A 22,547-nucleotide genomic window follows, 5' to 3' on the forward strand; every position below is an offset into this window, starting at 1 on the left:
ATGCGGTCAATCTCTACACCGCCATGGGCGCGGGCTGGCAGGGCGTGGCCGTCACCGCCACCGCACTGCCCGTCTCGCTGGAAAAGCAGAACGTCCTCGCCCGCGCCTTCAAGGAGTAATCGGATCGCCTTTCTTTCCGGTCCCGAAAACGGAAGAAAGGCCAACCGAACAGCCCGAACCATCCGGCACAGCTTCAATCGTTCCTTTGCACAAAAGAACGGAAAAAGGCATGCACCCCATTTTTCATATGCCTGTGGATAAATAAAAACTCCTCATTTACCAAATATTCACTCTTCGCCCGCACGAAATTTCCGACAGAAACCCTATTTCTGCATAAAATGTCGAAAATTTTTACCTTATATTTACTTTGAACATATATCCAGATGAAAGTGACATCCATTTAAAGTCACTTTCATCTGGAGGAATATCGTGATCCTTTATTCTTCGATTCAAAAGCTATTAAAAAGCGAAGACGGAAAAGTTATTATTCCGGAAAATGTTTTCAAATTCCTGATCACCTCCTACCTGAAGACCGTTCCGTTCGACGAAACGGCCTATCTGCGCGCGAATCCCGATGTGGATGCAGCGATCCATCGCGGCGAACTGAAAAGCGGCCATGACCATTTCATCCGGGTCGGTTTTTTCGAAGGCCGCGATACGGACGGCAAGGAATTCGACGAGAAATGGTACCTGAAGAATAATCCCGATGTCGCCGCGTCCGTCCTTCGCGGCGAGTGGACGAACGGCAAGATGCATTGGCTGAGCGTCGGCCGCGCGGAATTGCGGGCACCCTCCCGGGCGCTGGAACCTGTCTACGACACCTGGCGCAGCTTCTGTGCCGCGTAACGTCCATACGACCGAACGTACCAGCGCATAATGGAGCAGACGATCAACCGCTTTGTGCGGGACATGTCCGACCGGCACGGCCGCGTTCTCTCGTCCCGTCATGACGGGCTGGCAGATCTTTCGGAAACTCCCGAAGTCCTCCTGCCACGGCTGGAATATCTGCAACGCTCCCATCCGAGCGCACGCGACATCACGCTGGGGATCGGATTCTGCCGGCTGGCGCTGGACGAGCCACGCGCGTCGGAGGCCTTCGAGTTTCTCTCCTCGGTCACCCTCTCGCCGCTGGCCCGGTTTTTCCTGCTGATCACCCGCATGCGCTTCGGCGCCCCTGACCGGGCCTTTGTCGAATTGCGGGCACTCCTGCGTGAAACCGCCGTCATTTTTCCCGATATCGCCTTCCCGCTCTTCAGCGCAATCGCCGAGGCCAATCGCTGTTCGGGCTGGTGCGCCATGCTGCCCGACGGGCGCCTTGTCGCCGGCCTGCCGGAACATGCCGCACACGACCTCGTCCTGCGCCATGACGGAGAGGAACAATCCGCCGAGTTGGCCCTCCTGGCACGCCCGCCCGGATACCAGGTCTGGGAAATCGGCAATTTCGTCCTGCCGCCCCACCTGCCGCGCATCGACATCCTGCACGAGGGTCGCGGCCTGCTGGGCAGCGGCATCGACAGCCGAACGGTCTGGACCTTCGAAGGATTCGTCGAAGGCGCCGCGGAAGGTCTGAGCGGCTGGTGCCGCTACCCCAACAATCTGGAAGCATCCGACCACATCCTGGTGCGGACCGTCGAAGACAACCGCACGCTGTTCGACGGAGAAATCGGCCCGCCCGATGACGGGCCGCAGGACAGCCTGCTCCAGGCCGAAAAACCGCGCACCGACTTCCTCCTTCCATGGCAGGACATGGAAGGTCCCACGACGCCGGCGGTCACGGTCACCGATCGCTTCGGCCGCGCGCTATACGGCAGCCCGATCGATCCGCTCGCGGGCGGGCGCTATGCCCGCACACAGGCGGAATGGGTCGCCACGCGGTTCGCCAGCGCGTATCCCGCTTCCGCACGGCCCACCTTCAATCAGCCCTTCCCGACCCTGTACGCGCCGCGCTTCGCGGTGCCCGAGGCCGACGCGCCGGCCATCCCCACCCGCAAGGTCGCGGTCATCATTCCCGTCTATCGCGGCTATGAGGTCACCAGGACCTGCATCACGCTGGTGCTGCAGCATCGTGGCGCGAACGAACGTGTCGTTATCATCAATGATTGCTCGCCGGACGAGCGGATCACCGCCTTCCTCGATACGCTCGCGACGCTGGATGGCGTGACGGTCCTGACCAATGCCCGCAATGGCGGCTTCACCTTCTCCTCCAATCGCGGCCTGCGCGCCGTGGAGCGGGACGAGGACGCCATTCTGCTGAACAGCGACACGCTGCCGCCCCCGCACTGGATCGACGCCTTGCGGCGCACCGTCTATCGCGCAGCCGATATCGGCACGGCCACGCCGCTCTCGAACGCGGCGACGATTTTCAGCTATCCAAGCGCGGATGGCCAGAATCCCGTGCCCTCCTACGAAGAGGTGATCGAGACGGCGGAACAGCTCGCGGCATGCGGCTGCGATGCGTTGATCGACGTGCCGACCGCCCATGGCTATTGCATGTATATCCGGGCTGAATGCCTGCATCAGACCGGCCTGCTGCGCGAGGACGTCTTCGCCCAGGGCTATGGCGAGGAAAATGATTTCAGCCGCCGCGCCGCCGCCCTGGGCTGGCGGCACGTGGCCTGCCTGGAAACCTTCGTCGGCCACGCGGAAGGACAATCCTTCAGTGCCGTCAAAAGCGATCTGGTCCGCCGCAACCTGGCGATTCTCAACGGGCTGCACCCCGGATACGACCGCATGGTGCAGGAATGGCTGGCGCGCGACCCGCTGGGCGCGTTCCGCCGGGACCTCGATCTGGCCCGCCTGCGCCACGCCATCGCCGGACGTCCCGTGGTGGCGCTGCTGACCCACGACCGGCAGGGCGGCGTCCAGCGTTTCGTGACGGAGCGCGCACGCGACAACCTGGCGGCCGGCCATGTGCCGCTGGTCGTCTCACCCCACCGTGCGGGCAACGGTGCGAAGGATGCAGGCTGGCGGGTCATCCCCTTCCTGCCGGAGGATTATCCCAACATCACCCTGCCCCGACAGGGCGCGGAGCTGCATACGCTGCTGCGCGCCCTTGGGTGCGACAGGATCGAAATCCACAGCTATATCGGGGCCGGAATCCGCGACGTGCACTGGGTCTCGCGCAGCGGCATCGATTATGCCGTGTATCTGCATGATTATTCCTGGTTCTGCCCGCGCATCACACTGGTGTCGCACAACAATCTTTATTGCGGCGAGCCGGCGCGCGATGTCTGCCAGCGCTGCATCGCCGATCTGGGGCCCCTGAACAGCGACGACGCCCCCCTGGACCTGCTGCGCGACCTGAGCGACGATCTGTTCCGGCGCGCCGGCGCCATCATCGCCTCCTGCCAGGACGTCGCGGACCGCTATCGCCGCCACATCGACGCCCCAATCACCCTGGGCCAATGGGAACCGCCCGTCCCGACCCGCCCCGCGACCTTCCTGCCGAAGGCGCCGGACGAGATACGGCGCATTCTCCTGATCGGCGCCATCGGGATCGAGAAGGGCTATAATATCCTGCTCGCGCTGGCCCGGCATGTCGCGGACCACGCCCTGCCGATGCGCTTCGTCATCATCGGCTACACCTGTGACGATGCAAGGCTACTGGCCACCGGCGTCGTCGAGATCACCGGCCGCTATGGCGAGCATGAACTGGCCGCCCTCATCCGGCGCCACCCGTGCGACTGGGGCTTCCTGCCCGCGATCTGGCCGGAAACCTGGTCCTATATCCTGACCGAATTCTGGCGGCAGAATGTGCCGGTCATCACCTTCGATATCGGCGCGCCGGCCGCACGCATCAGGGCAACGGGCACCGGCCTGACCGTGCCGTTGCACCTGCCCATCGCCTCCCTGGCCACCGTGCTGCTGACACCCTGGCTGCTCCGCATCCATTGACCCAGGCCGACGACAAGGACGCGATCATGACGCCCATGGACCAGCCGACGGAACAACCAGCCGCGAAGCCCGCATGGTGGCGGTTCGACGCCGCGTGGTATCGTCGTCGCTATGCCTTCATCCCCGCCATCGCCGACCTGCGGGACGAGGCGGACATCCTGGCCTTCTACAAGGAATGCGGCGAACCCCTGGGCCATTCCCCCAACCCGTTCTTCGACGAGGAATGGTATCGCCAGGCCTATGCAGACATAGACGAGGCTATTCGCGCACACCAGGTCCCGTCAGGCTTCGCCCATTATTGCGCGGAAGGCTTCAGGGACCACAATCCGAACGGTTTTTTCGACGAGCTCTTCTATCGGAAAACCCAGCTCGGCCTGTCGCTGGAGGAGGTTGCCCATCACGGCCTGCGCAACGGCTACGATCACTTCCTGTCCTACGGCGCCAGGGAAGGCCGGGATGCCTCTCTGTTCTTTTCCAGCGCGCTCTTCCTCAAGGAAAACCCGGATTTCCTCCATGACACGCGGCTCGGCCCATTCATCGCCTTCATGGAAAACCTGCACGCGCCAGAGAACGCCGCCCGCCGGACATCCTGGTTCTTCGATCCCGTCTGGTATCTGCGGGCGTATCCCGCCGTCTCGGACCAGATACAGGAGTGGGGACACCCCCTGCGCCATTACCTGATCACCACGGCGCCAACCGCTTTCGATCCCCTGCCGTTCTTCTCCGAACGGTTTTATGCAACCAGCCATCCGGACGTGGCCCAAGCCGTTGCGACGGGCGCTTTCCGCAACGGCTACGCGCATTTTCTGCAATACGGCCAGCAGGAAGCACGCCGCCCCCATCCGCAGGTCGATCTCGCCGCCTATGCAAAGGACCCCGGCGTAATCGAGGCGATCGGCCTGGGGTGCTACCCTACCCCCTTCGCCGCCTATGCCGCCCTCTCCGGCACGCTGCCGGACGGCAAGAAACCTGCGGAAAGCGCCGAACTGCATTGCCGCCGCGCCTTTCGCCTGCTGGCCGATGTACGCACCAGCACCCTGATGGCCCGTCCTCTCGATTTTTCCTGCGACCTTCCCGATTTCAGCGTCGTCATGGTCGTCCACGACCAGTTCGCCTTCACCATGACGGCGCTGTCCTCGCTGCGGGCCACCTATCCGGGGCCGATGCAGGTGATCCTGATCGATGGCGCCTCGCGAGACGAGACCAGCCGGATCGAACGATATGTCCACGGGCTCGACATCGTTCGGCTGGCCGACAATATCGGCTTCCTCGCCGGCTCCAACGCCGGACTCGCACGGGTCGCCGCACCCTATGTGCTGTTCCTGAACAACGATGTCGAGGTCTTCCCAGGCGCGAACGCGGCCGCACTACACCGCCTGCGGCAGGAGGCCCGCACCGGCGCCGTCGGGGCGAAGCTGATCCGCACCACCGGCCAGCTTCAGGAAGCGGGCAGCATCATCTGGAATGACGGCACCACATCGGGCTATCTGCGCGACGCCTCCCCGCTCTGCCCCGAAGCCAATTACGCGCGGGCGGTCGATTTCTGCTCCGGCGCATTCCTGATGGTCCGTACCGAACTGGCCAAGGCACTCCACGGCTTCGATCCGCATTTCAGCCCGGCCTATTATGAGGACACCGACCTCTGCGTCCGGATCCGCCAGCAAGGCTTCGACGTGCTCTACGACCCCGACGTGGCCGTACTGCATTACGAGTCCGGCAGCGGTAATCCGGCGGACATCGACACCATCCTGGGCCGGAATATCGGCAGGTTCTTCCACAGACACCGCGACGAGATCGCGGGGTATTACACGCGGGACAGCGCGAACCTGCTAAGGGCCCGCACCAGTACCAGAACGCAAAAACACGTCCTGTTCATCGAAGATTACCTGCCCCAACCGGCCATCGGCGCGGGCTTTCCCCGCTCGAACGACATCGTGCGCCTGATGGTCGAAGATCTGGGCCTGCATGTGACCGTCTATCCGGTCTTCCCGCCGCGCGAGGCCCCGGCGGGCCGTTATCGCGACCTGCCCGACCGCGCGGAAATCATCTGGGACCGCGGAATCGCCGACCTGGACGCCTTCCTGCACGCCCGATCGGGCTATTACGATGTCCTGTGGATCGGCCGGACCCATAATGCCGCCCGCCTGCGCCCGATCATCGCCGCCTGCCGCGCCGCGCTCACGGACTGCCGCATCATTCTCGACACCGAAGCCATCGCCTCGCTACGCGAACGGGGCCGGATGCAGTTGGAGAACCGGCCGGACCTGCCCACGCTGGCGACCATGCTGCGCCATGAATTCCGCGCCACAGATTTCATCGACCGGTTCGTGGCCGTCAGCCAGGCCGAAGCCGACCTGCTCGCCCCGGAGGTGCATTGCGCGGTCGCGGTACTGGGTCATGTCAAAACGCCCGCCCCGCAGCCCCGCTCCTTCGCCGCCCGTGCACACTTCCTATTCGTCGGCGCGATCCAGAACCCGCAATCCCCCAATCTGGACGCGCTGACATGGCTGAACGACCAACTTCTACCCGAATATGGCCACCTTCTTCCCCCCGAGGCCCGAATCCGCGTCGCGGGCCATCTCGCGGAGGGCATCGACCTCGCTTCGATCCTGACGCACCCACGCTTCGACCTGCTCGGCTTCATCGAAGACCTGGGCCCACTCTATGAATCGCACCGCGTCTTCATCGCCCCGACCCGCTTCGCGGCGGGCATTCCCTACAAGATTCACGAAGCCGCCGCCCATGGCCTTCCCATCGTCGCCACCGACCTCCTCTGCCAGCAGATCCGCTGGACCGCCGGATCGGATCTCGCCTGCGCGCCGAGCAATTCCCCAAGCACGTTCGCGGCTGCCATGAATAAGAGCTACACGGACGAAGCATTATGGAACACGCTGCGACGAAATGCAGTTCACCGAATCTTCATGGAAAACAGGAAGAGTACATCTCTCGACATTCTGGAATCGCTCCTCGACTGAAGACAGAATCCATCCATCCTTACCTCACCGGGCCCTCCCGACACCATGCCGTAGCTTCCACACATTAGCAGATGCAAAAGCCATTTCTTAAAGACAAGAGACCTGCAATGACCGAGACAAACGGGTGGTTCGACATACATTTCCACCCCACGGACAGGCTGGAAGATTTCGGATACCTGCCGGAGCCCCATAAAATTGCCTACGGAAACCCTCTTCTGAGCGCGCCCCCCCCTGCCATTTTAAATGAGGATAGCATCGGGGACAGGACGATCATCGACAGTCACCACAGACGGGATTTTGTTCCCGGTATAGAGTATTATTGCCTTCCCGGCAAAAATCTCACCCTGGGTAGCGCAGGCTTCATAAGAAATGAATCCAACGATATTTTCTCAAATTCAAATATTTATTCCACATTCGTCTCCGGCGCCATTATTGATTCTCTTCCGCAAAGCTGGCGAGGATCCATTTTCAATAAAAGTTCCGAGCCGGTCTTCCATGACGAACCCATCGTAATCCTGATCAATTATCCTTTCGTCTACGGACATGTTCTTCTGGAAATGTTTCCGAAAATCTATGCTTATACCAAACTTCAGGAAATAGGCATACGCTTCAAAGTCGCCATTCCCAAATCCATTCCCATATGGATGCATGACTTTGTTGATCTTTTCATAAATAAAGGCGATATAATATATTACGATCACGAAAACATCGTCATTAAAGCAAGATCCTTTATCATGATCTCGACTCTCAATCGAGGATATATCTTCCATCCGGAAATGAATTGCTTAGTCGGCGAATCGATTCGTAAAATAAAAATTATTTCTCAAAACGAAGAAAATAAGAAAATCTATTTATCCAGAAGACTGGCACGTGCCAGCGAACGCGCTGTCGAAAACGAAGCTGAATTGGAATATTTTTATTCCGGCATCGGATACCAGATCATATACCCCGAGCAACTCACCCCCAAAGAGCAAATCTACATTTTTTCTCGTGCAACAAGAATAGTAGGTGTCTTCGGTTCCGGTCTTCACAATACCATCTTCTCACCCAGAGGTGCAAAAGTGCTTTGTATCGGATGGCTGAACGCAATCCAATCCTACATTTCCAACTTGAGAGGGCATACAATAGCCTACTACCTGAATGGTGCTGAACACGGAACCAAGATCGACATCCGAAATATCGAAAGAATAACAAGTCAGTATCTGTCCTAAAGGCATATTCTTCCATCATGCCCCGACCCGGCAAAGGGCTTGCTAAGCCTTCGCATCGCAATGTTCCGGGCAGACTTTCTGCCGAGTGAATCGCTTAACTGCGAAATTTTGCGACAAGCAGCATCAGTCCTACGGTCCGATATGCATTCGTTAAGATCCTTGCCCGATCATCCAGCTTCCAAGGCTGCTTGAAAGGTCGAGCCGAGCGAGGATGCCTCGCCACTTTACGCCCGGTGTGTCTTTCTGATCCTCGGGCGAGGGGCGCGCGAAGGATATGCCGGCAGGATGACTTCGCAAGACGCCTCCCGCTCTATCAGGGATGGTTGCAGGTAATGAAACACACGCGTTTCAGAGACATGATCCTCATCGTCGGGCTATCGTCCTGCACCCTCGCCGCGGCATCGGGCACCTTGGGAACACACCCCGGTGGTCCGGGGTCCCGACCAGACGGCCGACATGACGTTCTCATCCATCAGGACGGCTCAATACGGCAGCAGGGCCCAATACCTGCCTCCAGCCCTGATAGCCAGACCCTGATGATCTCGAACGATAACGGAGGCCTGGACGTCAATCGTTCCAACAACTGGCAGGACGAGTCACCCGTCATGTTCCTGCATCATCACATGACCCATCCGATGGATGCAACGAATGGCAGCGGAAGCAATGCGCTCAAGGCCGAGTGTGACCAGAGCGCGATGCAAACCAGACAACCTTACTATTGTGTCAATTCGATCATGATCGCGCGCGGCTATGCAGGTTGGGACAATAATTCGGCAGGCAATTTCTTCGCTATACGGCCATCCGATGCGCTGGCAGATGGCAACGGCCGTCGAAACCTCATAAATGGCGCCGATATCGGTGTTCGCGACGAGACCGGTTCAGAGGATGGCGGCGGCATGCTGGGCATGGAAGTCGATCTCTATGCAGATGGAAAGGACGTTCATCAAAATCGCATGGTCCAGATGATCACGATCGGCGGTGTAAAATCGGAAGCAGGCATGACGGTGAACGAGGGTCTCGAGATCGCCGCAGGTCAGAATTCTTTCAATTTTCCAGTTAATATATCGGGAAAATTCAACAAGGCGGCCTTCGCATCATGGGCGGCCACCCCAGCCTGCCGAGATCCGAACGATCTCGGCACCTGTGCTCCTGGCCTTTGGCTTGGCGACAACCAGCGAATCGTCCTGGATCAGGGACAGGATACATATTTCGGTTTGAACAAGAAAACCGTTCGACTGGACTGGATTGTCAATAATCTGATGGCCCTGTCGTTCGATCGGAATGCCAATGCCGAAATTCGACAAAACCTGAAGGTCGATGGCTCATCCGCGCTCGACACCGGGCGCATCACCACCGATGGAGACGGCAACCTGATTGTAGACTCCCTGCGTTCCGGCGCGGTCATTGCGACGCACGAAAGTCATTTTTTCTACGATACCTATACCGATCCAGAAGTTGGTATTCGTCGTGACGCCAAGTTCGGAAGCCAGGGCATCTCGTCGATCGGAGATATCCACACCAACGGAGATATGGCGGCACGCGGGGATATCAGCGCCACCGGCTACATCAATATCGGCACGCACAGAAAAAGGGAGCTTCTTGTCCGATCGGTGCCGGACGGAACCATCGCATTCTGCTCCGATTGCCGACTCAACCAGCTGAAAGGCGTATTCGCCGTCTACCATCTGGATATCCGGACGTGGACGGATGCCATGAACAATCATCTTAGGTAAAACATTTTCGGATTTTTTAGAGTACTGCCCGTATAGAATGACAGTAGGAATAACGGGCGGCCCCACGAACTGAAAGCGATGATCGAACGGTGTGCGAGCCCTATAGAAAGAACCGCACCTGCGAAATACTGAGATACCGACCGCATCCCGGAAGGGATATCGTCATTTTTCTCACGTTTTTATCTATTCCTTTTATCGCAACACATTCCCTGCTGGCTGTCGTTCCACTGCCAATAGACCGGACAGTTGTTTCGCCATTCCCATCTTCAAGAATGATATCGAACGGAAACAGCCTGTCCTTAACACCCTCCTGATCGAAGCGATTGACGACTACTATTTCCTTCAGGGCGATGCCCTGACCGAAATCGGCACTCCACCATGGAGTGTCCTGATTGGCAGTGTGGTTGTAATTGTCTGGTCTCATCGAACCATTGATCAGCAGAGAAGAATCATCCTTCGTATTTTTTCTGATTGCCCAAACAGGATCGACGGAACTCTGCGATGTCTCGATATGTCCTTCATATTCCGGCAATGCAGGCATCTCTCCATATATCTCTCTTCTCTGGAAATGATCTCCTCGAACCCGATTCGATATATCAGGGTATTCGTCTATTATTTTTCCAAAATCCCTAGCTAGCTCCATCGTGTATTTAAGCACCATCTGGATGCACTTATCCTTGTAGTCCACGATTCCGGTATATTTCAGTTCACTTCCCAGATAAAAACCGGAGTCTTTTTCGAATAAATTCGGATTCGGCTTGACGAAAAAAAAATCATTATTTTTTAATATAGCTTCAGTATTATTGACCAAAACATTGAATGGATGGATGTAATGGCTTCCCGTCCCCTTTTCTGTTTCCGCTCTGCCTGCGGCGGTAATTTTCAGCCGTCCTATCACCCACTTATAGATATCCTGCCATCCCGACCGCCTGGGATAATGAGAGATAAAGACATTGTCCGACCTCAAGGAGTTCATCGGTACGCCATCCAGATATCCGCAATGGTTTCCCGCATGAATGGAAACCACCCCTTCGAGATTCCCTCTGACGATAACCTTGAAGACATCGAGAGGATTTTTTGTCCGCCACAAAAGCCTGCGTGGAACGTTTCTTTCATTACCGTCGTCAAAAATACTGTCGGTATAATTGAACATATCCAGTGAAACGCTATCGAAATTCTCCGGAATCCCCTCCAGATAGCGTTTCAGGTCATTGTCGACGCGCCTGACATCCACAAATTCATCCGCATCGAAAAACAGAACCCAGTCAGCGCAAAACTTATTTTTTGCTAGATTATATAATACGGTATTTCTATTTCCTTCATCAAATATCACACACCTCCTCTCTATAATGGAAATGGGCAAGCCTTCTTCGATCAGTGAATAGACAATTTCCGCCGTATTATCATTACTTCCATCGTCCATCACAATAACATGGTCGACCAAGGCCAGATGATGCCGAATGACGGATTCGATAATATCATTTTCGTTCAAGGTTCTTGTTACGCCGACCAGTTTCATGTCACCCATCCATCACGCATTCCGTCATCGCCGTGGAATCGGGGCGGATTCCACCTGTCCGGCGGACCGGAACAGATCGGACATTCAAACCAGATTCATCTTTACAAATGGTTTGCGACCGAGGGGACGGGCCGGAATAACCAGCCCGTATCAGATGGATATGGTGGAAAACAGCTCAGCAGTTTGCGCTAAGGCGGCGACGCGGCAACAAGACGCCACGCCGCCTACTGGCCTTACGACCAGCGCCAGGCCTCGATTTCCGGCAGGTCACGACCATGTTCCGCGATATAGCGGGTATGATCGACCAGCTTGTCGCGGATCGCCTGCTTGGCATAGGCGGCCCGTGTGGCCAGCCCCGGCACGCGGTCGATCACGTTCGACACCAGATGGAACCGGTCGAGATGGTTACGCACCACCATGTCGAACGGCGTCGTGGTCGATCCTTCCTCGCGGAAACCGTGGACATGGAAATTCCGCGCATTCGCCCGGCGATAGATCAGCTTGTGAATCAGTTGCGGATAACCATGGAAGGCAAAGATCACCGGCCGATCGAGGGTAAACAGCGCATCGAAACTGGCATCGTCCAGCCCATGCGGATGCTGGCTGGGGGAATCCAGCGTCATCAGGTCCACGACGTTGATCACGCGCACCTTCAGGTCCGGCGCATGCTCCCGCAGCAGCTTCACCGCCGCCAGTGTTTCCAGCGTCGGCACATCGCCGGCGCAGGCCATCACCACATCGGGCGTGCCACCCTTGTCGTTGCTGGCCCATTCCCAGATACCGATTCCCGCCTCGCAATGGCGGATCGCGTCATCCAGCCCCAGCCATTGCGGCTCGGGCTGCTTGCCGGCCACGATCACGTTGATGCGGTCCCAGCTTTGCAGGCAATGGGCCGTCGTCCACAGCAGGGTGTTGGCATCGGGCGGCAGATAGACGCGGACGAATTCGGCCTTCTTGTTGATCACATGGTCGATGAAGCCGGGGTCCTGATGGCTGAAGCCGTTATGGTCCTGGCGCCAGACATGCGAGGTCAGCAGGTAGTTCAGCGACGCGATCGACCGGCGCCACGGCACTTCGGCCGCCGTCTTCAGCCATTTGGCGTGCTGGTTCACCATCGAATCGATGATGTGGATGAAGGCCTCGTAGCAGGACAGGAAGCCGTGCCGCCCGGTCAGCAGATAGCCTTCCAGCCATCCCTGGCAGGTGTGCTCGCTCAGGATCTCCATCACATGGCCATCGCGCGCCAGATGGTCGTCGTAATCGAACGTCTCGGCATTCCACGCCCGGTTTGTCACATCCAGCACCGCATTCAGACGATTGGAATTGTTCTCGTCGGGCGACAGGACCCGGAAATTGCGCGACTCCAGGTTCAGCTTCATCACGTCGCGCAGCCAATCGCCCATCACGCGCGTGCTCTCGCCGATCTCGTGCCCCGGGCTGGTAACCGCAACCGCATAATCGGCAATGTCGGGCAGCCGCAGCGGGCGCTTCAACTGGCCGCCATTGGCATGCGGGTTGTCGCTCATCCGGAACGTGCCGGCGGGCGCCAGGGCCGCGATCTCGGGGAACAGCCGCCCGGATTCGTCGAACAATTCTTCCGGCTTGTAGCTGCGCAGCCAGCTCTCCAGCGCCTGCAGATGGCCCGGATGCGTCAGGTCCGAAAACGGCACCTGATGCGACCGCCAGTAGCCCTCGGTCCGCAGCCCGTCGATCTCCTTCGGGCCGGTCCAGCCCTTGGGGCTGCGCAGCACGATCATCGGCCAGGCCGGGCGCTCGGTCTTTCCATCCTCGCGCGCCGCCTTTTGGATGGCGGCGATGCGGTCGAACGCCAGATCCATGGCCGCCGCCATCTTCTGGTGCATCGGGTCCGGATCATGCCCCTCGACGAAGATCGGTTCATAGCCATAGCCACGCAGCAGCGCCGCCAGTTCACGGGGCGCGATGCGGGCCAGGATCGTCGGGTTGGCGATCTTGTAGCCGTTCAGATGCAGGATCGGCAGCACCGCGCCATCGGTCGCGGGATCGACGAATTTGTTGCTGTGCCACGAGGTCGCCAGCGGCCCGGTCTCGGCCTCGCCATCGCCGATCACGCAGGCCACGACCAGGTCCGGATTATCGAACGCCGCGCCATAGGCGTGCGACAGCGAATAGCCCAGCTCGCCGCCCTCATGGATCGAACCCGGCGTGGTGGCGGCCGCATGGCTGGGAATGCCGCCGGGGAACGAGAACTGCTTCATCAGCCGCCCCAGCCCCTCCAGATCCTGCGATACTTCAGGGAAATATTCGCTGTAGGTGCCTTCCAGATAGGTGCTGGCGACGATGCCCGGCGCCCCATGCCCGGGCCCGGCGATGAAGAGCACGGACGTATTGCGCGCCCGGATGATGCGGTTGAGATGCAGCCAGAGGAAATTCAGCCCCGGCGTGGTGCCCCAATGGCCCAGCAGGCGCGGCTTGGTATGCTCCAGTTGCAACGGCTCGCGCAGCAGCGGATTGGCCATCAGATAGATCTGCCCGACGGACAGGTAATTGGCCGCGTGCCACCAGCGATTGAACAGGGCGAGTTCGGTTTCCGAAAGAGGCGCGACCGACGGGGCCTCCGAGAGGGGCTCGTTCATTTTCGTTCCTTCCCTTTGACGTTTCCGGCCGGCGTCATGCCCGTGCCGGGACTATGCCTCCATCAGGCCGGGCCGGCATCAGGCTGGCCGCGACGTGACGGCGGATCATGCTTTCCTCGTCCGTCGGAATCACCCGGACTTCCACCGCGCTGTCCGGGGTGCTGATCACGGCCGCATGGGCATCGTTGGCGGCCGGGTCCAGCCGCACGCCCAGCCAGGACAGGCGGGCGCAGGCCGCCTGACGGATGGCGGCATCATGCTCGCCGATCCCGGCGGTAAAGACCAGCCCGTCCAGGCCGCCCAGCACCGGGATCATGCCGCCGATCTGCTGCACCAGGCGATAGGTGAACATCTCCAGCGCCTCACGGGCGGCCGCATCGCCAGCCGCGCGGTCCTGCAGGTCCCGCACGTCGCTGGACACACCCGACAGGCCCAGCAGGCCGGCCTGATGATACAGCACCTTCTCGATCCCCGCCGCGTCCAGCCCCTCGGCACGCATCATGTACAGCAGCACGCCCGGATCGATCTGGCCGCAGCGCGTGCCCATCACCAGCCCATCGAGGACCGAGAAGCCCATCGTGGTCTCGATGCTGCGCCCCGCCGCCATCGCACACAGGCTGGCACCGTTGCCCAGATGCGCCACGATCGTCCGCCCCGCCGCCAGCCGGGGCGACAGGCCAGGCAGAGTTGATGCGATATATTCGTAGGACAGGCCATGGAACCCATACCGCCGCACACCCTTGGCGTCATAACTGGCGGGCAGCGGCAGGCGCGTCGCGGTGGCGGGCAACGTGTGGTGGAAGGCAGTATCGAAACAGGCGATCTGCGGCAGGCCGGGCCGCAGCGCCAGCAGGGCGCGGATCGGCCCCAGGCTGGCCGGCTGGTGCAGCGGCGCCAGCGGCGTCAGCGCGTCCAGCCGCGCCAGGGTCTCGGGCGTAATGCGGATCGGGGCTGCGTATTCGGCCCCGCCATGGACCACCCGATGCCCTACCCCCAGCAGCGGCACATCCCCCAGATGGGACGTCACCCAGTCCAGCAGGCTGGCCACCGGGCCATGATGCGGGTCCTCACCCTCCGGGGCCGGCTCCGGCCAGGTCTGATCGACCAGCACCGCGCCGTCAGCCCCCGTGGCGCGGAAATGCGGATGGGTATGCAGCCCTTCCAGTTGGCCATGCGCAATGCGGCGTGCCTCGGTCCCCGGCTCCTGATGGAACAGGGTGAACTTTACGCTGGAAGAGCCGGCATTGAGCGCAAGAATTGCCGTCGCCATGGAAGCATGGTTCCCTGTGTTGTCCGCTATGCCACGTACCCTAACGCCCGGTTGGGACATGGATCATTGACCCGTATCAAGATTCCCGAGGCAAGCGTTCCCGTTCTTTTTTGAAAAAAAAGAACAAAAAAACTTTTGATTTTCAAAGGGGAAATCCAACGGGCTTCGTACGATGCCAAACGAACAAAAGTCTTTTTGCTTCTTTTTCTTCAGAAAAAGAAGACCCTTAAGACCCGTCCCGCACGATATCCCCCAACACCCGCACAGCCCGCTTGCGCGCCTGCGCCGCATCGCGCCCCAACGCGATCAGGGCGGGAATCTGGGCAGGCCGACGCAGGACACTGAGGAGAATCCCTCCCAGCCCGATCCCACCATCAGGCCGCAGCGCCAGCACTGCCGCCGGCGGCAGGGTGCGGCCCGCCGGATCGCACACCACGCGCAGCACAGCGAACGGCAGACCGGCCCGTTCCGCACCTTCGGCGACGAAGCCGCTTTCCATGTCCAACCCGGCGCAACCGGTCGTCCGGAACAGCGCCCCCTTGCGCCCGGCGGTCGCCACGATGTCGTCGCTGTGCAGCAGGTCGGTACCCACCCGGTCGGGCCGCCCATCGCCCAGCCAAGCCCGCAGGGAGGACGCCGCCGCCAGAATCCGCCCATCGGGCAGCCGCACATGCCGGGGCACCAGCACCGCGCCGGGCCGGAGATCGGGATCGAGCCCGGCCGCCAGCCCGAACGACAGGATCGCATCCACCCCGTGCCGCACCAACTCATCGACAGCGGCCCGCGCCCCCTCGGCGGTGGCACCGCTGATACTGGCCCGCGCGGCAGGCAAGGCAGCGCGGACCAACGCGGCCTCGGCCTCCATCCCGACCACGACGCCCAAGCGCGTCGGCAGCACGTCAGGTCCGGACACGATCAGAAGCCGAACGCGACGCGGCGGGTGTTGCTGGATTCCAGGTTGCGATAGCGCGCCAGCGCCATCAGCGGGAAGAACTGCCGATAGCCGTGGTAGCGCAGGTAGAAGACCTTGGGAAACCCGACGGCATTATACGGGTCTTCGTCCCATTCCCCGTCTTCCTTCTGCGTGCGGGCCAGATAGGCCATGCCCCGCGCCACGGCCGGGTCGTCACGCAGGCCAGCGGCCATCAGGCCCAGCGTCGCCCACGCCGTCTGCGAGGGCAGGCTTTCGGTATAGATGCCCGGCGTGGCGCCCTCATAGGTCGCGCAATCCTCGCCCCAGCCGCCATCCTCGCGCTGGACCGAACGCAGCCAGTCCACCGCGCCCACAATGGCGGGGTCGTCATGCGACACGCCGGCGACGTTCAGCGCACACAGCACCGACCATGTGCCGTAGATGTAATTGGTCCCCCAGCGGCCGAACCAGCAGCCCTCGGCCTCCTGATCGGTGCGCAGATAGGCGATCCCCCGCTCGATCACCGGCCGATCCTCGGGACGGCCAAGCTGGGCGAGGAACGAAACACAGCGCGCGGTCACATCGGCGGTCGGCGGGTCCAGCAGCGCGCCGTGATCGGCGAAGGGAATATGGTTGAGGAATTCCATATTATTGTCGATGTCGAACGCACCCCAACCGCCATTGGTGCTTTGCATGCCAATGATCCACTGGCGCGCCCGCTCGATCGCCTCATGATGGGCCGGGTCGCCTTCGCGATGCAGCAGCATCCCGACCACGGCCGTGTCGTCCACGTCGGGGTAGTAATCGTTGTTATACTGGAAGGCCCAGCCGCCGGGGGCCACATCGGGACAGTTGATCGCCCAGTCGCCCTTTACGTTCAGGATCTGCCGGTCCAGCAGCCAGCGCGCGGCGGCGGCCAGCTTCTTCTTCGTCTCTTCGGGGCGAACGCCTTCGGGGCCGGACGCGGCCTCGATCATCGCATGACCGGCCAGGCCGGTATCCCAGATCGGCGAGACGCAGGGCTGGCAATAGGCCTCGTCGCCATGCTCCACCAGCAGGCGCCGCACCGATTCCCACGCCGTCGCGGCGCGCGGATCGCTGTCGGGCATGCCCAGCGCGCGATACATCATCACGGAATTGGCCATGGCGGGATAGATCGCGCCCAGCCCGTCCACCCCGTTCAGGCGCAGCTCGATGAAATCGACCGCCGCCTTGATCGCGCGGCGGCGCGTCGCCTCGGGGATCAGCCGTTCGCCGGGGCGGATCACCTTGTCCACATATTTGAACACCCGGCCCAGCGGCGACCGGTAGGGGCCGCGGATCCAGTCCCGCACCTGCGCGGGCGGGGTGACGAACAGTTCGGGCACATGCACGTCACGCGGATTGATCGCGCGCGGCCGCAGCGCCGCCAGCACCAGCAGCGGCGCAATCACCGTCCGCGACCAGTAGGACATGTTCCAGACCGAGAAGAAAGCCTTGCGCGGCAGCAGCATCAGCTCGACCGGCATCGCGGGCGTGGCATGCCACGGCACCTCGCCGAACAGCGCAAGCTGGAAACGGGTGAAGACGTTGCTGCGCTCCGCCCCGCCATGGTCCAGGATCGCGGCGCGCGCACGCGCCATGTGCGGGGCGTTGATATCGTCGCCGATCGCCTTCAGCGCGAAATACGCCTTCACCGAGGCCGAGAGGTCGAACCTGCCGCCATGATAGAGCGGCCAGCCGCCATGATCGCCCTGGATGCGCCGCAGATACACGCCGATCCGCGCTTCCAGCGCCGGCTCGATGCGGTCCAGATAATGTTCCAGCAGCACATATTCCGCCGGAATGGTGGCATCGGCTTCCAGCTCGAACACCCAGTGCCCGTCATCGTTCTGCCGGCGGCCCAGCGCCGCATGCCCGGCATCGACCGCCTGGTCGATCTCGATCATCGGTACAGCCAGGCCCGCACCATCGGCGGAAGGACGTTCAAGGGTATCGGTCGCGTTCACCATCATTCCATTGTCTCCCGCCCCCAAGGCGGGACCTGTGCAAAATGCCAGCCATTCACAATTCCGGCGGCTGGCTCATCGCCGGATAGGGTCGCGGGCGGCGCGGGCCGCAGTCACGCCGGACCTGATCGCACCTTCGATTGTCGCGGGCAATCCCGTCGCCGTCCAGTCCCCCGCCAGAAACAGGTTGTCCAGCCCGGTGCGCGCGGGCGGCCGCAGCCGTTCCTGCGCCGGGGTTGCGGCAAAGGTGGCCCGCCGCTCCCGCACCATGCGCATGGGGGGCATGCCCACCGGAAGGGGCAGCGCCAGGGCCGGATCGACCGCGGCGCGAACCTCAGACCAGATCACGGCCGCCAGTTCGTCATTGTCCCGGTCGGCATAGCGGTTGGCGGCGCTGACCGTCACCGACAGGATATCGTCCTTGACGAACACCCATTCGCTGACCCCGCCGACAACGCCGATAAAGCGCGCCCGGCCCAGTGCCCCGAGCGGCTTCGGCGCCGGATTGAGACGGAAATGAATATTGACGATGCTCTCAAACGCATCGGGCACGCGCAGGCCAGGCAGCACGCCAGCCAACAGGTCGGCCGCCACCGGCGCGGTCACCGCCATGATGACGATATCGTCCTCATCCACCGTCACCTCGCCATCCGGCAGGCGCAGGCCCGTGACACGGCCATCGGCCGCCACGATGCCCGACACGCGGCAGCCGGTGCGCACTTCCGCCTTCATCAGCGCCAGATGGTCCAGCGCCGGATCGACGAAGCTTTCCGACAGGCCGATGGCAGGGAAGCGCGGCAGGCAGGCCCGCCCCCCCTTGGCCAGGCTTTCGCGGATCACCGCCCCCAGCAGGGCGGCGCTGCCGGTCTCGCACATCGTGTTCAGGGCCGAGATCGCAAACGGCTCCAGCAGCCGGGTCGACAACATGCCCGGCAGCAGGCACTCCGCCACCGTCTGCTCCGGCCCTGCCTGCATCAGCCGGGTCAGCGACCGGATTTCCCCCAGGCGCATGCCCGGCACCCGCCGATGCTTCGACAGCAGCCAGAACGGGATCAGCCCCCGCGACAGATCCAGCGTCCAGCGCGATCGGTCGCCCAGATCGACGAAGGGAAAGATCGGCCGGTCGGGGCCCACCAGCGTCTTTTCCGCCCCGACCAGGCCCAGATAGCGGAACACCGCATCATTGGCCGACAGCAGCAGATGATTGCCATTGTCGATCCGGCAGCCCAGATGCCGATCGTAATAGGACCGCGCCCGCCCGCCGCAGGCCGGCCCGGCCTCGTAGACCGTCAGCCGTCCCCCGCTGCCCGCCAGCTCAATCGCCGCCGACAGGCCGGCCAGCCCGCCGCCGACGATATGGACATGCCCCGCCATCGCGTTATCCGACCAGCGCGCGGGCGGCGATCAGCAGCTTGCGCGGCCGCGACAGCGACACGCGCCGTTCCGGATGGCGCCAGCCCTGCCGCTCCTGCGCCGTCAGGATGGCGCCATAGGTCGCCCCCATCAGCCGCGCCGGCCGCATCGCCTGCCGGTTGCACCGTGCCATCGCCCGATGGGCAGCGCGGAAATGGTCGCGCGCACGCCCCGCCAATACCCGGCACACGCCTTCCAGCCCCTGGGCACGCGGCGCCCGCGCGGGGTCGAGCGGCACGTTGAAACGGGCCAGCAATTCGCGCGGCAGATACAGCCGGCCGAGCCGCGAATCCTCGGCCACGTCGCGCAGGATATTGGTGATCTGCAAGGCGCGCCCCAGATGATAGGCCACCTGATCGGCCTCCTCCGACGCATCGCCGAACACCCGCACCGACAGCCGCCCCACGGCCGAGGCCACCCGGTCGCAATAGAGATCGAAAATCGCCTCGTCCGGCGCGACGACGGGGCCGCGCGCGTCCATCATCATCCCGTCGATCACCGCCTCGAAATCCGCCTGCCGCAGCGAGAAGCGCGCGATCACCACCGCCAGCACCCGGTCCAGCGCATCATGGGTCCGGCCTTCGTACAGGCCGGCAATCCGCTGCCGCCAGGCTTCCAGCCCCGCTTCCTTGTCCTCGGTCGCACCTTCATCGTCCGCCACGTCGTCCACCAGCCGGCAGAAAGCATAGACGGCATACATGCCATAGCGCCGATCGGGCGGCAGGATACGCATGCCCTTGCCGAACGAGGTGCCCGACGCGCTGACCACAGCCTCGACCTGCGCCAGATCGGCCGGATCGCATCCTAGGGGAGGAGCCTGAACCGTGCGTGCCCGCGTCAATTCCATTCCCGCCTTCCCGTTTCCGTCATCCGTTCATTCCGCAGCAGCGGTTTAGGGCGGATTGCCGCCCAAGACAAAACACCGCCCATCAGGGGAGCACGCGCAGCGCGCCCGCCAGCGCGCCCACGGCATCGCCGCGCGTCAGCTTCACCCGCCCGGCCAGCGGGTCCTGCCGCCGCAGCCGCACGGCCAGCCGACGCGCCAGACCGACGATCACGGCACATTCCAGCCGCATGCGCCGGTCGCGTACCAGCCCCGGCAGGCGCCCTGCCTCGTCATTCAACGCATCCACGCGGTCCAGCAGCGCATTCATCACCCGCCGCAGCCCCGGCGAGGCATAAGCCGCCCGCAGATCGTCCACCGCCGCGCCCTCGCGCGCCAGCCAGGGCAGCGGCAGATAGCAGCGGTCGAGCGTGCGCAGATCGTCCGCGCAATCCTGCAAATGGTTCAGCACCTGCAAGGACGTGCACAGCGCATCGGACGGGCCGAAGGTGGCCGCGCTCTCGCCATGCAGCCCCAGCAGGAAACGCCCGACCGGATTGGCGGAATAGCGGCAGTAATCGGCCAGTTCCTCCCACGATTCATAGCGGTTCTTCACCGCGTCGCGGCGAAAGGCCACGATCAGGTCGGTCGCGGTTTCGACCGGCACCCCGGTCACGGCCAGCGTGCGGCCGACACGCACCGCCGTCTGGGCATCGCGGCGCAGCGGCGCCTCACGCCGGCCCAGCACCACGTCTTCCATCGCATCCAGCCGCGCGATCTTGGCTTCGGGCGTCAGCCGGTCACAGTCGACGATATCGTCGATCACCCGCGCGAAATCGTAATAGGCATGGACATGCGGGCGCAGCCGCCGGCTGATCAGCAGCGAACCGACGGGAAAATTCTCGTCCGCCGCCCCCTTGCCGGACGACACATCCTCGGTCCCCCATACGTCCTGATCGGTGCGCAGGGCGTCCTGCCGGCTCTGGGTCGCGTTCACATGCTGTCCTGTCATTTTGGCGGGGCGTTCCCGGTGGGTTCACGATAGGCGCGGCTTTTCCACACCACGCCGCGCCCCCGATGATGGTCGACGGCCGACCCGATGGTAGCGGCGGTATAGAATACGGCCACCAGCGGCAACAGCACGGCCCAGGCTGGCGAGAGGCGGAAGCGCCGCAGCGTCGGCACGAAGGACGCCATCGAGGCGATCCAGGTCAGGGCGCCCAGCAGGCGCGGCAGCCCATGCCCGAACAGCGCCAGCAGCATCGGCGCGATCCAGACCAGCACCATGCCCAGCACGGTGCCCCCCAGCATCAGCGGCGAATAGCGCAACTGCACATAGGCGGTACGGGCCACCATGCGCCAGACATCGGCCGGGTGCGGATAGGGCCGGATCGAACGCGCCAGCCGGCTGTGCCCCAGATAGAGCCGCCCCCCGCTGCGCTTGACGTGCATGGCCAGGGTACAATCGTCGATCAGCGCGCCACGCAGCGATTCAATGCCGCCGATGCGCGCCAGCGCGGCACGATGGATCAGGATCGACCCGCCCGCCGCCCCGGCAACCCGGCTGCGCGGATCGTTGACCCGCGCGAACGGATAGAGCAGCGCGAAGAAGAAAACGAAGGCCGGCACCAGCAGCCGCTCGGCCACGCTGGCGCAGTTCAGTTCCACCATCTCCGACACCATGTCCAGCCCGTCGGTCCGGGCCTTGGCCACCAGGGTCGCGACATGGGCCGGATCATGGGTGATGTCGGCATCGGTCAGGAACACGTAGCCATCATCCTCCGGCATCTGGCGCCGGGCCTCGGCCACGCCCTGGGCGACGGCCCACAGCTTGCCGCTCCAGCCCGGCGGGCGTTCGCGGCCGGTCACGACGGTCAGCCGGCGCAGCGGGTCGGGCACCGCGCCCGCCAGGTCGCCGGTGCCGTCGGTGCTGCCGTCGTCCACCAGGATCAGGCGCAACGGACCGGGATAGGACTGCCCCAGCAGGGACCTCACGCAGGCCTGGACCGACCCGGCCTCGTCCCGGGCCGGAACGACGACACAGACCGGCGGCCAGTCGGCCATTCCAGCGGGGGAAACAGGATCCAGAATCGGCCCCCCCTGCCAGAAACGGCCATGGAAACAGATCAGGACCAGCCAGACCAGGGCGCAGAGCAGCGCCGTCAGCAGCAGGAGCATCGTCTTGGCGTCCGT

General features: G+C 62.4%; 14 protein-coding genes. 5 read left to right on the forward strand and 9 right to left on the reverse strand.

Annotation, left to right across the window (positions count from 1 at the left end):
- Window positions 1-429 precede the first annotated feature (429 nt).
- The 5 genes from HLH36_RS15515 (at window position 430) to HLH36_RS15535 (ending at window position 9,813) form a co-directional block, all read left to right on the forward strand.
- Window positions 430-846, forward strand: coding sequence for a hypothetical protein (locus tag HLH36_RS15515; protein ID WP_182987248.1), 417 nt, complete (start codon window positions 430-432; stop codon window positions 844-846).
- Window positions 847-876: 30 nt separating this feature from the next.
- On the forward strand, window positions 877-3,894 hold the full coding sequence (locus tag HLH36_RS15520) for a glycosyltransferase (protein WP_182987249.1): 3,018 nt from the start codon (window positions 877-879) through the stop codon (window positions 3,892-3,894).
- 26 nt (window positions 3,895-3,920) lie between these two features.
- Window positions 3,921-6,869, forward strand: a complete 2,949-nt coding sequence (locus tag HLH36_RS15525; protein WP_182987250.1) for a glycosyltransferase — start codon at window positions 3,921-3,923, stop codon at window positions 6,867-6,869.
- 107 nt (window positions 6,870-6,976) lie between these two features.
- Entirely contained in the window at window positions 6,977-8,080 is a 1,104-nt protein-coding gene (locus HLH36_RS15530; RefSeq protein WP_182987251.1) for a glycosyltransferase family 61 protein, read from the forward strand.
- A gap of 332 nt (window positions 8,081-8,412) precedes the next feature.
- Entirely contained in the window at window positions 8,413-9,813 is a 1,401-nt protein-coding gene (locus HLH36_RS15535) for a hypothetical protein (RefSeq protein WP_182987252.1), read from the forward strand.
- A gap of 100 nt (window positions 9,814-9,913) precedes the next feature.
- Here HLH36_RS15535 and HLH36_RS15540 read toward each other — a convergent pair whose 3' ends face one another.
- The 9 genes from HLH36_RS15540 to HLH36_RS15580 all read right to left on the reverse strand — a co-directional run bounded on the left by HLH36_RS15540 (window position 9,914) and on the right by HLH36_RS15580 (window position 22,532).
- Entirely contained in the window at window positions 9,914-11,332 is a 1,419-nt protein-coding gene (locus HLH36_RS15540) for a glycosyltransferase family 2 protein (protein WP_182987253.1), read from the reverse strand.
- A gap of 233 nt (window positions 11,333-11,565) precedes the next feature.
- Window positions 11,566-13,947: a phosphoketolase family protein gene (locus HLH36_RS15545; protein ID WP_182987254.1), complete on the reverse strand. Its 2,382-nt coding sequence runs from the start codon at window positions 13,945-13,947 to the stop codon at window positions 11,566-11,568.
- 34 nt (window positions 13,948-13,981) lie between these two features.
- A complete protein-coding gene (locus HLH36_RS15550; protein ID WP_182987255.1) occupies window positions 13,982-15,217 on the reverse strand; it encodes an acetate/propionate family kinase in 1,236 nt (411 codons plus the stop codon).
- A 226-nt stretch (window positions 15,218-15,443) separates the two neighbouring features.
- On the reverse strand, window positions 15,444-16,082 hold the full coding sequence (locus tag HLH36_RS15555) for a phosphorylase family protein (RefSeq protein WP_182987321.1): 639 nt from the start codon (window positions 16,080-16,082) through the stop codon (window positions 15,444-15,446).
- A gap of 50 nt (window positions 16,083-16,132) precedes the next feature.
- A complete protein-coding gene (gene shc, locus HLH36_RS15560; protein WP_182987256.1) occupies window positions 16,133-18,124 on the reverse strand; it encodes a squalene--hopene cyclase in 1,992 nt (663 codons plus the stop codon).
- Between the two features lie 69 nt (window positions 18,125-18,193).
- Complete coding sequence (hpnE, locus tag HLH36_RS15565; protein ID WP_182987257.1) at window positions 18,194-19,492, reverse strand: hydroxysqualene dehydroxylase HpnE; 1,299 nt, start codon at window positions 19,490-19,492, stop codon at window positions 18,194-18,196.
- A gap of 4 nt (window positions 19,493-19,496) precedes the next feature.
- Window positions 19,497-20,378: a presqualene diphosphate synthase HpnD gene (gene hpnD / locus HLH36_RS15570; RefSeq protein ID WP_182987258.1), complete on the reverse strand. Its 882-nt coding sequence runs from the start codon at window positions 20,376-20,378 to the stop codon at window positions 19,497-19,499.
- An 82-nt stretch (window positions 20,379-20,460) separates the two neighbouring features.
- A complete protein-coding gene (gene hpnC, locus HLH36_RS15575) occupies window positions 20,461-21,366 on the reverse strand; it encodes a squalene synthase HpnC (RefSeq protein WP_182987259.1) in 906 nt (301 codons plus the stop codon).
- Window positions 21,363-22,532, reverse strand: a complete 1,170-nt coding sequence (locus tag HLH36_RS15580; RefSeq protein ID WP_182987260.1) for a glycosyltransferase — start codon at window positions 22,530-22,532, stop codon at window positions 21,363-21,365. The genes hpnC and HLH36_RS15580 overlap by 4 nt, the downstream gene beginning before the upstream one ends.
- Window positions 22,533-22,547: the final 15 nt, after the last annotated feature.

This window comes from Gluconacetobacter aggeris, from assembly GCF_014174395.1.
Lineage (GTDB): Bacteria > Pseudomonadota > Alphaproteobacteria > Acetobacterales > Acetobacteraceae > Gluconacetobacter > Gluconacetobacter aggeris.